The organism is Robiginitalea aurantiaca, from assembly GCF_030380815.1.
GTDB lineage: Bacteria > Bacteroidota > Bacteroidia > Flavobacteriales > Flavobacteriaceae > Robiginitalea > Robiginitalea aurantiaca.
On sequence record NZ_JAUDUY010000001.1, the window covers coordinates 235006 to 248641 of the forward strand.

At 47.3% G+C, this 13636-nt stretch carries 13 protein-coding genes; 10 read left to right on the forward strand and 3 right to left on the reverse strand.

Features of this window, described 5'->3' with window-relative positions; all coding sequences use genetic code 11:
* Positions 1-10: 10 nt before the first annotated feature.
* On the reverse strand, positions 11-1726 hold the full coding sequence (locus QU605_RS01055; RefSeq protein WP_289723403.1) for a GMC oxidoreductase: 1716 nt from the start codon (positions 1724-1726) through the stop codon (positions 11-13).
* A 132-nt stretch (positions 1727-1858) separates the two neighbouring features.
* Here QU605_RS01055 and QU605_RS01060 point away from each other — a divergent pair, with 132 nt between their 5' ends.
* The 10 genes from QU605_RS01060 to QU605_RS01105 all read left to right on the forward strand — a co-directional run bounded on the left by QU605_RS01060 (position 1859) and on the right by QU605_RS01105 (position 12229).
* Positions 1859-2923: a sugar phosphate isomerase/epimerase family protein gene (locus QU605_RS01060; protein WP_289723404.1), complete on the forward strand. Its 1065-nt coding sequence runs from the start codon at positions 1859-1861 to the stop codon at positions 2921-2923.
* The gene (locus QU605_RS01065; protein WP_289723405.1) at positions 2920-3669 is read left to right on the forward strand and encodes a 3-keto-disaccharide hydrolase; all 750 of its coding nucleotides are present in this window, start codon (positions 2920-2922) and stop codon (positions 3667-3669) included. The genes QU605_RS01060 and QU605_RS01065 overlap by 4 nt, the downstream gene beginning before the upstream one ends.
* A 4-nt stretch (positions 3670-3673) precedes the next feature.
* Complete coding sequence (locus tag QU605_RS01070; protein ID WP_289723406.1) at positions 3674-4471, forward strand: 3-keto-disaccharide hydrolase; 798 nt, start codon at positions 3674-3676, stop codon at positions 4469-4471.
* Between the two features lie 314 nt (positions 4472-4785).
* Positions 4786-5640 (forward strand): DUF4412 domain-containing protein, encoded by an 855-nt coding sequence (locus QU605_RS01075; protein ID WP_289723407.1) that lies wholly within the window; start codon positions 4786-4788, stop codon positions 5638-5640.
* Positions 5641-5662: 22 nt separating this feature from the next.
* Positions 5663-6394, forward strand: a complete 732-nt coding sequence (locus QU605_RS01080; RefSeq protein ID WP_289723408.1) for a hypothetical protein — start codon at positions 5663-5665, stop codon at positions 6392-6394.
* A 26-nt stretch (positions 6395-6420) separates the two neighbouring features.
* The gene (locus QU605_RS01085; protein WP_289723409.1) at positions 6421-7161 is read left to right on the forward strand and encodes a hypothetical protein; all 741 of its coding nucleotides are present in this window, start codon (positions 6421-6423) and stop codon (positions 7159-7161) included.
* Positions 7162-7290: 129 nt separating this feature from the next.
* Positions 7291-8148 carry a YicC/YloC family endoribonuclease gene (locus QU605_RS01090; protein ID WP_289723410.1) on the forward strand — a complete coding sequence of 286 codons (858 nt, stop codon included), beginning with the start codon at positions 7291-7293 and terminating at the stop codon, positions 8146-8148.
* On the forward strand, positions 8145-8753 hold the full coding sequence (gmk, locus tag QU605_RS01095) for a guanylate kinase (protein WP_289723411.1): 609 nt from the start codon (positions 8145-8147) through the stop codon (positions 8751-8753). The genes QU605_RS01090 and gmk overlap by 4 nt, the downstream gene beginning before the upstream one ends.
* A gap of 16 nt (positions 8754-8769) precedes the next feature.
* Positions 8770-9354 (forward strand): nicotinate (nicotinamide) nucleotide adenylyltransferase, encoded by a 585-nt coding sequence (gene nadD, locus QU605_RS01100; protein ID WP_289723412.1) that lies wholly within the window; start codon positions 8770-8772, stop codon positions 9352-9354.
* A gap of 79 nt (positions 9355-9433) precedes the next feature.
* Complete coding sequence (locus tag QU605_RS01105) at positions 9434-12229, forward strand: alpha/beta hydrolase family protein (protein WP_289723413.1); 2796 nt, start codon at positions 9434-9436, stop codon at positions 12227-12229.
* A 20-nt stretch (positions 12230-12249) separates the two neighbouring features.
* Here QU605_RS01105 and QU605_RS01110 read toward each other — a convergent pair whose 3' ends face one another.
* Complete coding sequence (locus QU605_RS01110; protein ID WP_289723414.1) at positions 12250-12660, reverse strand: hypothetical protein; 411 nt, start codon at positions 12658-12660, stop codon at positions 12250-12252.
* A 245-nt stretch (positions 12661-12905) separates the two neighbouring features.
* Entirely contained in the window at positions 12906-13628 is a 723-nt protein-coding gene (locus tag QU605_RS01115; RefSeq protein WP_289723415.1) for a DUF6503 family protein, read from the reverse strand.
* Positions 13629-13636: the final 8 nt, after the last annotated feature.

Consider the following 13636-nt stretch of genomic DNA (forward strand, 5'->3'; position numbering starts at 1 on the left):
GTTGATTCGATTAGTTGAATGCTCCTTTTTTAAACTGTTGCGCCGCGTGATCTGCAGCTCTTGCCGTAAAGGCCATATACGTAAGAGAAGGATTGACGCAGGATGAGGAGGTCATAAAGGCCCCATCAGTAACGTAAATATTGGGAACTTCGTGTACCTGGTTGTGTTTGTTCACTACGGATGTACGGGCATCATGTCCCATACGGGCCCCACCCATTTCGTGGATTCCCAATCCCGGACCCGTTTCCCGTTCGTAGGTTTGAACCTCCTTAAAACCGGCAGCCTCGAACATCGCTGCTATTTCCCTGAGGATATCTTCCCGCATTTTGTATTCGTTTTCCTTAAAGGCAACATCGAAATCCAGTTGGGGCAGCCCCCATTGGTCTCTTTCAGTTGCGCTCAGGGTAACGCGGTTTTCCCAATAGGGCAGCATTTCACCAAATCCTGTGGCCCCTATTTGCCAATTACCCGGGGTGAGCACCTTTGATTTAAGGTCTGCGCCATATCCCAGTTCAGCGACTGCCTCAGACCAGTCACCCCTTGAGGCTCCCCCCTGATACCCGAAGCCACGCAGGTAATCCCTTTTCTGCTGCCCCTTAAGGTTGACAAAACGCGGGATATAAAAACCATTGGGCCTCCGTCCCTTATAATAGGTGTTCAGATGGCCTGGGACTTTCGCATTTGCCCCCAACTGGTAATGGTGGTCCATAATATAGCGCCCCAACTGGTCGTGATTGTTCCCGATCCCCTCTGGAAACCTTTCAGATTTCGACTGCAATAAAATCCCAACAGACGCCATAGCGGAGGCACAAAGAAAGATGACGCTGGCATTGAAGGTATAGGCCTCCTGCGTTTCGGCATCTACGATCCGAACACCTGCGGCCCGTCCAGACCCGTCATCGTATATGATTTCATGGACAATTGAATGGGGGCGGAGGGTCATATTTCCGGTTCGCTCCGCCGCAGGAAGGGTAGAAGAATTGCTGCTGAAATAGCCCCCAAACGGACATCCCCTCCAGCACCGGTCGCGGAACTGGCAGGGATTCCGCCCTTCGGGAACATTTGTTTTATCCGTGATGTGGGCTGCCCTTCCGATGGTCAGCACGCGGCCGTCTTCGAATTTTTCAGACAGGGTTTCCCTGAGTTCTTTTTCAGGACAGGTAAGCTCCATTGGGGGTTGAAATTTCCCATCCGGGAGGTGGTCAAGCCCCAGGGCCTCTCCACTGACACCTATATAGGATTCAACCTTATCATACCAGGGCGCAATATCCTTATATCTGACCGGCCAGTCCACGCCAATCCCTTCTTTGAGGTTGGCTTCAAAATCGAGGTCGCTCCACCGGTAACTCTGCCGCCCCCAGGTCAGGGAGCGTCCCCCTACCTGATAGCCCCGTATCCAATCAAATCTTTTGGTTTCCTGATAGGGGTGTTCCCGGTCATTTACAAAGAAATGGGCAATGGCCGGATTGGGCGCCCAACCCACTCTCAATTGTTTCTCATAGTTTTTCCGATCTTCTCTGGAGAATTGATTCCCATTGGGCAGGTCCCAGGTATCGAGATTCATCGTAGGATAATCCGTAATGTGTTTTACCATCGGACCGCGTTCAAGGACGAGGGTTTTCAAGCCTTTTTCGCAGAGCTCTTTGGCTGCCCAGCCACCTGTGATTCCAGTTCCGATTACAATGGCGTCAAAAGATTCTGAAGAGTTGTCGATATGAGAAGGCATGAATTCTTTTGTATTTTCTATATTTATAACCAGCCCCGACAGCGCGTTTCTTTTAGCCGAAGCATCTGTTAAATATAGGATATTATAGCAAAACCTGATGGGCAAAAACAGCTAACAAATTTTGTGGTATTTATGAAAACGATTAAAGGCCCGGCTGTGTTCCTGGCACAATTTGTAGATAGTAAAGCGCCCTTTAACTCCCTGGACGGGATGTGTAAATGGGCTGCTGACCTTGGGTATAAGGGGATTCAAATCCCGACATGGGAGTCTTTTCTTATCGATTTGGATAAGGCAGCTGAAAGCCAGACCTACTGCGATGAACTCAAAGGAAAAATCAATTCCTATGGCCTTGAAATTACAGAGCTGTCAACTCATTTACAAGGGCAACTCGTGGCGGTACATCCCGCCTATGACCTGATGTTTGATAATTTCGCCCCGGATGCGGTCAAGAATAATCCAAAGGCCCGAACCGAGTGGGCCGTAGATGTTGTTAAAAAGGCGGCCACTGCGAGCCGACGCCTCGGGTTAAAGGCACACGCCACGTTCTCAGGGGCTTTACTTTGGCATACCTGGCATCCCTGGCCACAGCGACCTCCCGGTCTTGTGGAGATGGGGTTTGAAGAACTGGCCAGGCGCTGGAAGCCCATTCTGGACCATTTTGACGCAGAGGGTGTGGATGTATGCTACGAGATACATCCGGGGGAAGATCTTCATGACGGGGATACCTTTGAGCGTTTTTTGGCGGCCACAGGGAATCATCCAAGGGTTAATATCCTCTACGACCCAAGTCATTTTGTCCTGCAACAACTCGACTATATTGAATATATCGATTACTACCACGAATTTATCAGATCCTTTCATGTTAAAGACTCTGAATTTAACCCTACGGGCAAAAAAGGCGCCTTTGGAGGCTATAACGACTGGGGAGATCGGGCCGGACGCTACAGGTCCCTGGGGGATGGACAAATCGATTTTAAAACCATTTTTTCCAAGCTCACCCAGTATGGTTGCGATGTTTGGGCCGTCATGGAATGGGAGTGCTGTATTAAGTCCCCGGAGCAGGGAGCCCGCGAAGGAGCTCGGTTTATACAGGACCATATTATCGAAGCAACCGAAAAAACGTTTGACGACTTCGCCGGGGGAGCCGTCGATAAAGAAATGCTCCGGAAAATACTCGGACAAAACCCTGATTTATGAGAACAGCCACTATTATTACCTGCATGCTTTTACTAATAATTTCGGCATGCAAGGAGAAGCCGTCCAAGGACAATCCTGAGATGGAGCAAGACAAACAAACGACATCACCCGCTGCCGAAGAATGGGAAATCCTGTTTGATGGCACCTCTATGGATTCCTGGAAAGGATACAGGTCAGAGGATGTGCCGGCTACCTGGAAAATTGAAGACGGGGCCATGGTTTTTTACCCCCCCGAGAACGGACCTGAAGGAGAAAGTTATAACCTGGTCAGTCGAAAAGACTACACAAATTTTGTGCTCTCCCTCGAATGGAGGATCTCTGAAGGAGGGAATTCCGGGATCTTCTGGGGAATTATGGAAGATCCGAAATACGGACAACCCTACGAGACCGGACCTGAAATCCAGGTGTTGGACAATGGGGGCCATCCGGACGCTTCCAACGGGGACACCCATCAGGCCGGGGCACTTTATGATATGGTGGCGCCGGCAACGGACGTCACGAATCCCCCCGGGGAGTGGAATCAATGTGAAATTACAGTAAATTACACCACCAATAAAGGGAAGGTTGTGCTCAATGGGGAGGAAATCCTGAGTTTTCCCCTGGGGAACGATGCCTGGGATGCCATGGTTGAAAAATCAAAATTTAAGGGATGGGAGGGATTTGGAAAATTCCAAACCGGAAAAATCGGTTTGCAGGATCACGGTGATGTCGTGGCCTATCGCAACATAAGGATCAAATCTTTATAGGAACATGAAAAGGAACTTCTACCTTCTTTCGATCGGGATCCTGCTGATGGGCTGTGGTCAGGAAGCACCGCCTCCGGCAACCCCTCAGGGAATTACGTATCCGGAGTATCAGGGCGTGGAACCGACAACCCCTGAAGAAACCGAAGTCTACCAGCCTGTACCGCCGGTAGTTGCCCCGTACAGTCAGGATGGCGCCCCAGCCGACGCCATTGTGCTCTTTGACGGCACGGGCTTTGAAAACTGGGTAATGACCCGCGACAGCACCGAAGTTGTCTGGCATTTGAATGAGGACGGCAGTATGACTGTCAATGATAAAACAGGCGATATTCAGACGAAACAGAATTTTGGAGCAATTCAGCTCCATATTGAATGGAGGTCTCCTGCAGAAATAGAAGGTTCCGGCCAGAGCCGTGGAAACAGCGGGGTTTTCCTCAACAACATGTACGAAGTGCAGGTTCTGGACAATAATGACAATGATACTTATGTAAATGGACAGGTAGCGTCTTTTTATAAGCAACACATTCCATTGGCCATGGCTTCTGTGCCCAGTGGAGCGTGGAATACTTATGATATTATTTACCATCCTCCCGAGTTCGACCAGGCAGGTAATAAGATTGTATCTGGAACGATCACTGTTATGCATAATGGTGTGTTGGTACAGGACCATATCGAGATTAAAGGGACCACCCCTTACATTGGATGGCCGAAAAACCCACCTCATGGAAAAGGGCCGATCCGGCTTCAGGACCATGGGGATAACAGCCGGGTCAGTTATCGGAACATCTGGGTGCGCGAGCTTTGAGTATCAGCTCCGAGACGGCTTTTTTCAGCAGATTTTTCGACTTCGCAATGACCGATTTTACGGGATTTATAAAACTGTAGGTTATTGAGATTCAGTTTGTTTGCTCCCGAAATAAAATGTTTCTCATGGGTAGTGTTTACGGGTTATACAGCATACCCTGCTACATACACACCAATCTGGCTTCTCCCTACAATCCATTCAATACTTGCCTTTTTTATTTTGTATTTTCCTTAAGATCTAGCGATGAGTTTCTAACCAGCCATTGACTCCAGAGTTCCCCTCTCTAAGGCTGCTATTTTTAAAACACTACCGAAATGAAAACGACCAGAAAAGTAGGCCTCCTAATGGCGCTCTTGTTTGTGGGCAGCAGTATGCAGGCACAATTCCTTAAAAAACTAAAGCAGAAAGTAGAGAACCGGGTGGAACAAGCCGTAACGGAGAAAATTGCGGCGAAGGCTGCAGGCGAGGCGGATAAACTTATGGACAAGGCCTTTGATGAATTACTCGAAGGTGGGGTTGGGGAAAGCGCTGGATTTCCTATAGGAGGGGATCCTGTGGATCCCAATGATATTGCGGACACCTATGACTTTGAATGGGTTTATGAGCTCACCATCACCACAGATAAAGTGGAAGAGCCTTTTCCAATGGAGTACTTGCTCAAAGAAGGAGCTCCTTATTGGGGTATGAATATCGAGCAGGACGAAACAGCAATCCTAATGGTCTTCGATGCCGAGAAGATGATGACCCTGATGTTTATGAATAATCAGGAAATGCAGTTTATGACAGCATCTAAAATCCCTGCTGAATCCTTGGAAGGCGAGGAATTTTCACCCCAGGAGGGCTATGAGATTAAAGAAATTCCCGGGAAGACCATTATGGGGTATGACTGCAAGGGGTTTGAAATGGAGGATGCACAATACAAAACTACGGTATACACAACCTTTGAATCAGAGGTAGGTTTTGGCGACATGTATAAAAAGAACGAGCACTTTCCAGACAGTTTTGACATGGAGTGGATACGTGACGGGAACAAATCTGGTATGATTATGGAGATGGTAATCGAGGACAAAACCAAAAATGAACTGGATGCAAAAATGGTTTGTACCCGTCTTGAGCGGGCACCCAGAACGATTTCAAAAGCGGATTATCAGAGTTTAGGAGGCCGGTAATCCAAATTAAAACGACATCATTATGAAAAGAGTAATTTTTTTGGTGGCCGCCTTCATCATCTCCGGCGGGATCCTGGTTGCCCAGGAGGCAATCACAGGAAGCATCCCCAACTGGGACAACGGGTCTGGTAGCGTTTTTACCGGAATGATTACACCCACTATTGTAGGCACTATAGATGACAAAGGCGCCTTGGAAATCATACTAAAACCTGACTTCCTCAGTGAGGTAAAACAACAGATGGAAGCTGAAAATGCAGATGAATCCAACAAGTGGAAGTCTTCTATGATGACCCTTGAAAAGGCTTATACGTGTAATGGGGGTACCGTGGAAGTAGTCAATGGAGACCAGCACTTTACTTCCCTGTCCACTATGGGGTTTTTTATACTTGGCAGTATGGAAAAACAAAAGAGATACGGCGATATGATGCCAGCCTCTTCCTTGGAATTTGTAACCGCCTTCAGGAAGCTCGGATCGTATATTTTTAAGGAAGGGTATTCATTAGACTGGTATTATGTGGATGAAGCCGGGAGCGTTAAAGGAACGTGTATTGTAAACTCCGGCACCTTGAGCGGTGAGATGTACGAACGCACGGCAGAATATGATCTCGACTTCAAAAAAGGCTGGAATCTGGTCAAGTATGAGGTGCAGAAAGTATTTGCCGATAAGGATGGAAAGACATATATTGAAAAGGATCACTACAGCACAATTTCCGAAATGCCTCCCGGGGTAGAATTTGTTTTCGTTCCGGAATAATTATCAAAAGCCTAATTTATTTTCATTTGAAAAACCGTATTATTTTACTTATCGCCCTTATCTTTTCCGGGGGGATAATGTTTGCCCAGGAGGCCATCAGCGGCCAGATCGCAGATTGGAGTAACGGTAATGGAGATGTGATTGGGGGGCTAAGAGCACCTGTGATTTTGGGTTCTGTTGCATCGGACGGCACCTTCGCTATTCCCCTGAATGCGGATTACCTTTCCGTTGTAAAAAAGCAACTTGAAGCCTCCAAAAAGGAATCTTCTTCTGATTTTTCAACCTCACTTATAAAGCTGGACCGGGCCTTTGGGTGCAGCTCTGAAAATATGGAATTCACCGATACCGATCAGCCGGTTAGCGCCTTGTCTACCCTCGGGATGTTCGCCCTGGGGGACATGGAACAGGAGCGATTGTTCGGCTATCTTATCGCAGCCAGTTCCGATGAATTTGCGAAGTCCATAAAAAATATAATGAGTAATGAGTTTAAGACCGGATATTTTGTCGACTGGTATTACGTAGCGAAGCCGGCTTCTATTAAAGGCAGCTGTACTTTTGAATCCTATGCCATAAATCAGGAGGAAATGTATAGCAATACGCAGGAGTACGATCTCGAGTTCCGGGCGGGATGGAATATCATAAAGTATGAAATCGAAGCCGTTTTTGAGGACAGGGACGGTAAGACCTACCCTTCGAGAGAACGCTATACGGTCCTGGATGAACTCCCTAGGGATATGAAATACGTCTTTTTGCCCCACGAGCGTTGATTTGAGAAACGCCATCGGGCAGGAGAATTGCCCGTCACTTGTAAGATTTAAAGCCTTGCAGGCCCCGTGGATTCAACGCATTCCCCCTTTTCAAATTTTACTACCTTTGGCAAAATAGCCCCAAAAGGTATGATCCAATCCATGACCGGTTTCGGGAAGCATGTGCTTCAGCTGCCCGGAAAAAAGATTACGGTAGAAGTAAAATCCCTGAACAGTAAAAGTCTCGACATCAACGCCAGAGTGCCACAGGTGTACCGCGAAAAAGAACTGGAGTTAAGGAACACGATAGCTCAGGCCCTTAACCGGGGAAAGATCGACTTTTCACTTTATGTAGAATCTAATGGGGAAGAGGCGTCTACCCGGATCAATCAGAGTGTGGTACGAGACTATATGGCGCAGTTAGGTGAGATTAGTCAGGGTGAAGAGCTCAGGTTGCTCGAAATGGCACTGCGTCTTCCCGATACTTTGAAGACAGAACGCGAGGAACTGGACCCGAAGGAATTTGCCCAAATTCAAGAGGCTGTGTCAAAGGCCCTGGAAGCCCTTATCGTTTTCAGGTCGGAGGAAGGGTTAACCCTTGAAGCGGACTTTAACCAGAGGATAGAAAACCTTCAGGAATTGCTTAAAGAGGTCGTAGCCCGGGATACGGAGCGTTTGAGTGCTGTTCGGGAGCGACTGGAAAAAGCAGTGGCCGATCTACAGGAGGCCGCAGATCCGAACCGTTTTGAACAGGAACTTATTTACTACCTGGAGAAATACGATATTACAGAGGAGAAGGTCCGGCTGAACAAGCATTTGGAATACTTCCTTAACACCATGAACTCCGAGGCTTCCAATGGAAAAAAGCTGGGGTTTATCTCCCAGGAAATCGGCCGGGAGATCAATACCATAGGCTCAAAAGCCAATGACGCAACCATGCAGCGACTGGTAGTTCAAATGAAAGATGAGCTCGAAAAGATCAAGGAACAAATGTTGAATGTGCTGTGAACAGGGGAGGTAAACTTATCGTGTTTTCAGCTCCTTCCGGAAGTGGGAAAACAACTATCGTTCGGCACTTGCTCTCGATTCCCGAACTCAACCTGGCGTTTTCGGTCTCGGCGACTTCAAGACCGCGGAGGCCTAAAGAGAAACATGGGGAACACTATTACTTTATCAGTATTACCGAGTTCAAGAATCACATCAAAAATGGAGATTTTCTGGAGTGGGAGGAAGTCTACCGAGACAATTTCTACGGAACCCTGAAAACAGAAATAGAACGCCTGTGGGCTGAAGGAAAAAACGTGATCTTCGACATAGATGTGGCAGGCGGACTGCGTATTAAGCGTAAATTTCCGGAGCGCACTCTGGCTGTTTTTGTCAAGCCACCGAGTGTGGACGAGCTTAAGATCCGTTTGAAAAAACGGAGCACCGAAAGTGATGATAAGATCAACATGCGTATCGCCAAAGCCTCCATAGAATTGGCGACGGCACCCCAGTTTGATGAAATCATCTACAATCACGACCTGGAGACCGCCCTGAAGGAGTCCTATGAACTCGTGGCAGATTTCATAAAAAACGCCCAGGAAGATACCGGAAAGACCCCGGCAGAATAAACAGGGTGGATTCATAATGAAAAAGACCGGCTTATTTTTTGGAACCTTTAACCCGATTCATATAGGTCATCTGATTATCGCCAACCATATGGCGGAGTTCTCAGATCTCGACCACGTTTGGTTTGTGGTCACCCCTAAAAGTCCGTTCAAGGCAAAACAGACGCTCCTCGGCGACCATCATCGCTATCAAATGGTTCTCGAAGCCACCCAGGAATATCCGAAACTCGAACCCTGCGATATTGAGTTTAAGTTGCCCCAGCCAAACTATACCATCGACACGCTGACCCATTTGCAGGAGCGTTATGGGGATTCCCGTCAGTTTGCATTAATTATGGGAGAGGATAATCTGAATGGGTTTCATAAATGGAAAAATTACGAAGCCATTCTGGAGTACTACCAGCTTTATGTCTATCCCAGGATTTCGGGCCAAAAAATCGCTGAGGCCTTAAAAGATCATCCGAAAATCCACAGGGTTGCCGCCCCGGTGATGGAGATTTCTTCGACGTTTATCCGCAGGGAACACAAGGCCGGAAAGAACATCAGGCCATTGCTTCCAGAGTCGGTCTGGAGGTATATGGACGAGATGAACTTCTACCGGTAAATTCCCGATCCCAGTCCTTTTCCCAGTCTGGCTCAAGTGTACAGAAGTAGTATATTTGACAAATTCATAAACCGAGCTAATGAACTCCAAAATTATCCCCGTTTTTCTCATGTTTTGTGGCATGCTGTCAGGCCAGAAGAAAATTCTCGATCACGCTGACTTTGAGATTTGGAACAGTATCGAAAACGAGCAAATCTCCACAGATGGCTCCTTTGTCATGTACAGTCTGGAAGAAGGGGAGAAGGACCAGTACCTAAAGATCAAAAAGTCTGACGGAAACCCGGTTTTTGAGTATGACAGGGCTGGCGATGGAGCGTTTACTCACGATTCAAAGTTTGCGGTATTTGCCATTCGTGCCTGGAAGGACAGTGTTGCGGCTCTGAAAAGGCGAAAAGTAAAGAAGGATGACCTCCCCAAGGACAGCCTTGGGATCTACGATCTCAAAAAAGGTGCCCTGACAAAACTACCAGGGGTACGCTCTTTCAAAGTCCCTGAGAAATGGTCGGAGTACGTAGTCTTTCAGGTAGCCCCTGAAAAGGAGGTCAAAAAGAAAGATAAAGACAGTACCAACTCCGGGAAATCAAAGAAGAAAAAGAAAAAACCCAGTGCGAAAAACGGATACCACCTTGTGGTTTGGGAGTTGGAGACCGGGCGTCATGATACGTTTAAGTTCGTCACCGATTATGTGCTTGCCAGGGAAGCAAAACGCCTCGCATTTACTACTACGGGTGAGAATGATTCATCGGATACGGGTATTTATGTTTTGGATCTCGAAAAGGAACGACTCAGATTGCTGCACTCCTCCAAAAAGGCGGAGTACAAACAAATGGGGTTTTCGGATTCCGGAAAACACTTCGGTTTTGTGACCGATGAAGATACGACCAAAGTACAGGTCCGCCCAACCCGTTTGTATTATTGGAATGATGGGCTCGAAGCTGCGGAAGTAATTGCCGGACCCGGAATGGAAACTTCGGGCTTACTGCCTTCTAAATATGCCAAAGTTCACTTCTCAGAAGACGATTCCAAAATGTATTTTGGCCTGGCCAGGCCGGGGATTATAAGGGATACCTCCCTGCTCGAGGAAGAAATTGTGAATGTGGAAGTTTGGACCTATGATGAACCCCGCCTTTACACGGTTCAGGAATTGCAGCTGAAAAACGATACAATTTCGAGTTATACCGCTGCTATTAATTTACCGTCCCGAAAGGTTTATCCATTGGCCACTGAGGCATATCCCGACATTGAACTGGGGGATGAAGGGAATGCACCTTATGCCCTGGTCAGTACGAGTACCCCCTATGATCTGGAGCGTCAATGGACGGGAAGAACTACCAGGGATTACGCTGTGGTAAATGTGGCCAGCGGCGCCCGGAAAGAGGTGCTACAAGGCATTTCAGGACGCGTAGATTTAAGTCCCGGGGGCGATTATATTTTTGGGTATCAGCGTACAGACAGTACCTGGTTTACGTATAATATCGGGACAGACAAACGCCTGGACCTGACCCGCGGCAAGGTTTTTTACAATGAGCTTCACGACAGTCCAAGCCTTCCGAGGGATTATGGATTCGCAGGATGGACCGAAAAAGATAAGGCCCTGATCCTTTACGACAGATACGATCTGTGGAAGTTCGATCCAGATACGGGTGCAGCGCAGCGACTCACCAAGGGGAGGGAAAACAAAACGGTATACCGATACGTTTGGCAGGATCCTGAACAGCGCTTTATAGACTCCAGGGAGTCTTGGATACTGACCACCTTTGATGAAAGGGATAAAAGCAGTGGGTATGCGAGCTTCGATCCAAAACGCAATTCGGCAGAACAACTCTTCAAGGGCCCCTTTCGGTTCGGTTATCCGGTTAAAGCAGAAGGAGCGGACACCTATATGTTTACCAAAGAATCCTTTGAAGTGTTCCCGGACCTGTGGGTCGGCGGCGCAGATTTTAAAAATCCGGTACAGATCAGTAAGGCGAATCCACAGCAGGATGCATATCGCTGGGGTACCATTGAGCAGGTATCATGGACTTCACTGGACGGACAGCAATTGGACGGAATGCTCGTAAAGCCAGAGGGCTTTGATCCTTCAAAGAAGTATCCCATGATTGTCAATTTTTATGAGAGAAGCTCAGACGGCTTACACCGTCACAGGGCTCCTTCTCCGGGTCGTTCCACAATCAATTATTCCTTTTACGCCAGCCGTGGGTATCTGATTTTTAACCCGGATGTGCATTATCGGATTGGGTATCCGGGGGAGAGTGCCTACAATTGTGTTATTCCCGGGGTGACGGCCCTTATAGAAAAAGGGTTTGTAGACAGTGAAAATATAGGGGTACAGGGCCATAGCTGGGGAGGCTATCAGATCGCGTATCTGGTAACCAAAACGGATTTATTCAAAGCTGCGGAAGCCGGTGCGCCTGTGCCTAATATGATCAGCGCCTATGGTGGCATCCGCTGGTGGACGGGCCTTAGCCGGCAATTTCAGTATGAACATACGCAGAGCCGGATAGGAGGTACTCCCTGGGAATACCCTATGCGCTACCTGGAGAATTCACCTATTTTCAACATCGATAAAATCAATACTCCCTTGCTGATTATGCACAACGATGCTGATGGTCATGTACCCTGGTATCAGGGAATCGAGTTTTTTGTAAGTCTGCGAAGGCTCGGAAAACCTTCATGGTTTCTGAACTATAACGGGGAGCCCCACTGGCCTTTAAAAATGCAGAACCGAAAGGACTTTAACATCCGGATGGCACAATTCTTTGATCACTATTTAAAAGGAGACCCGATTCCCGCCTGGATGGATCGCGGAGTTCCCGCCATGGAAAAGGGGATCAATCAGGGGTATGAACTTCTGGAAACGGATGGAGATCGCTAGAGCGTTTAAAACGGTATAATTTATACCGCGGAGCTATCCTCAAGTATTTTCAGGGACCATTTTAAGGCATCGGACATGGATGAGTGGATCGCATTGGGGCATTGAAGAAATCGCGCCTCGATTTCAGCCACCTGCCGGTTAAAATCGTTATGGACGACCCAGGCATAACCCTTCATATAGGGAATCAGTTTTTTGACTTCATAGTACATGGTAGGATCCAGAGAATAGGAGTACTTACGGTCCGAAATATAGACCATTGAGGTGTTTTGGTAAGCTTCCCAACTCAGGGCGAGCAAGGGGAGGACATTGTCTATTGAGATTTGCATTCCTTCCCGAATCTGCCCTACAATTACGTGCTCATAAAAGTTGAAGGTTCCTATCGCCAGTTCATGCGTTGTCAGATAGGTTTTTTCTAGGAATTCTGAAGACATTTGCCCTAATGCAGTTTAATTAAAGCTACTTTAAAAACCTTTGTAGTTGTATGTTTTATGGGGGATAATCGATGAAATGCACGATAAATCCTGTGAGATGTCAGTTCTGGGGGGTCGGCCTTCGAGGTTTACATTCCAACCTCTCAACCCAGCAAGTGATTTTATATTTAATAGGAAACCCCCTTCAAGGATGAAGTATTCTCTGTCATCTTTAAAGATGCTACCTAAAAAAGCAGGCTATAAGACTATTCCGTTTTTTCGGAATTCATCAGGGTATCTGTCCCGAGATACTTGTCATCCTTATTGTAGTACCATGCCCTAACTTTGGGCATTTTGATCCCGGAGACATTTTGTATTTCTTTTAGCAGAATATATTCTCCGTCATTTTTGGATTCATCGTGGAAAAATTGATAGACTTCCATCGCGTAGGTAACAGGGTCAAAATAGAAATACCAAATATCCTTACCCACGGCTTCATCGTAGGTGACTTTTAAAACCAGATACGCTTTGCCCTTAAAGGTCTTCTTTTGTACAGCAGGATCGAGTTTTGTGCCTTTATCCCTTAATTTCATGGGGAGTCCGTAGAGGTACGAATAATAATCACGATACATACGAGCCCGTTCACAATTCAGGCCTTGTTCTTCAGCCTCAGCATCCGAAAAAGTCTCCTTTCCGTTCAGCAACAGTGTACATTTTGATCCTGAAACTTCATAGGTTTTTGTAGCTCCATTCTGTTCTACGTACAGCCGAAACAGACCTGATTCCTGGTTGATAGTGATCTCGCTTATGCGGGCGGGTCGGTCCGGGGTATCCATACGAACCGTGAAAACGCCATTCATGGATCCCCAAACCCCATCGGGATCGTGGTAGGCAATACTTTTGGTCAAAAGGTCTTCAGCAGTTAAATCCTGGCTTTTGCCAATAAAAAAGCAAAAGAGGAAGCAGGACAGGATCAGGAGGTTTCGCATGGGATTTA

What these genes read in the sequence shown, in the direction of transcription:
- QU605_RS01110 (WP_289723414.1), bottom strand. Translation starts at nt 12,660, where the DNA reads ATGTCTTCAGAATTCCTAGAAAAAACCTATCTGACAACGCATGAACTG.
- QU605_RS01105 (WP_289723413.1), top strand. Translation starts at nt 9,434, where the DNA reads ATGAACTCCAAAATTATCCCCGTTTTTCTCATGTTTTGTGGCATGCTG.
- QU605_RS01065 (WP_289723405.1), top strand. Translation starts at nt 2,920, where the DNA reads ATGAGAACAGCCACTATTATTACCTGCATGCTTTTACTAATAATTTCG.
- QU605_RS01075 (WP_289723407.1), top strand. Translation starts at nt 4,786, where the DNA reads ATGAAAACGACCAGAAAAGTAGGCCTCCTAATGGCGCTCTTGTTTGTG.
- QU605_RS01080 (WP_289723408.1), top strand. Translation starts at nt 5,663, where the DNA reads ATGAAAAGAGTAATTTTTTTGGTGGCCGCCTTCATCATCTCCGGCGGG.
- QU605_RS01070 (WP_289723406.1), top strand. Translation starts at nt 3,674, where the DNA reads ATGAAAAGGAACTTCTACCTTCTTTCGATCGGGATCCTGCTGATGGGC.
- QU605_RS01090 (WP_289723410.1), top strand. Translation starts at nt 7,291, where the DNA reads ATGATCCAATCCATGACCGGTTTCGGGAAGCATGTGCTTCAGCTGCCC.
- QU605_RS01115 (WP_289723415.1), bottom strand. Translation starts at nt 13,628, where the DNA reads ATGCGAAACCTCCTGATCCTGTCCTGCTTCCTCTTTTGCTTTTTTATT.
- nadD (WP_289723412.1), top strand. Translation starts at nt 8,770, where the DNA reads ATGAAAAAGACCGGCTTATTTTTTGGAACCTTTAACCCGATTCATATA.
- QU605_RS01055 (WP_289723403.1), bottom strand. Translation starts at nt 1,726, where the DNA reads ATGCCTTCTCATATCGACAACTCTTCAGAATCTTTTGACGCCATTGTA.
- QU605_RS01060 (WP_289723404.1), top strand. Translation starts at nt 1,859, where the DNA reads ATGAAAACGATTAAAGGCCCGGCTGTGTTCCTGGCACAATTTGTAGAT.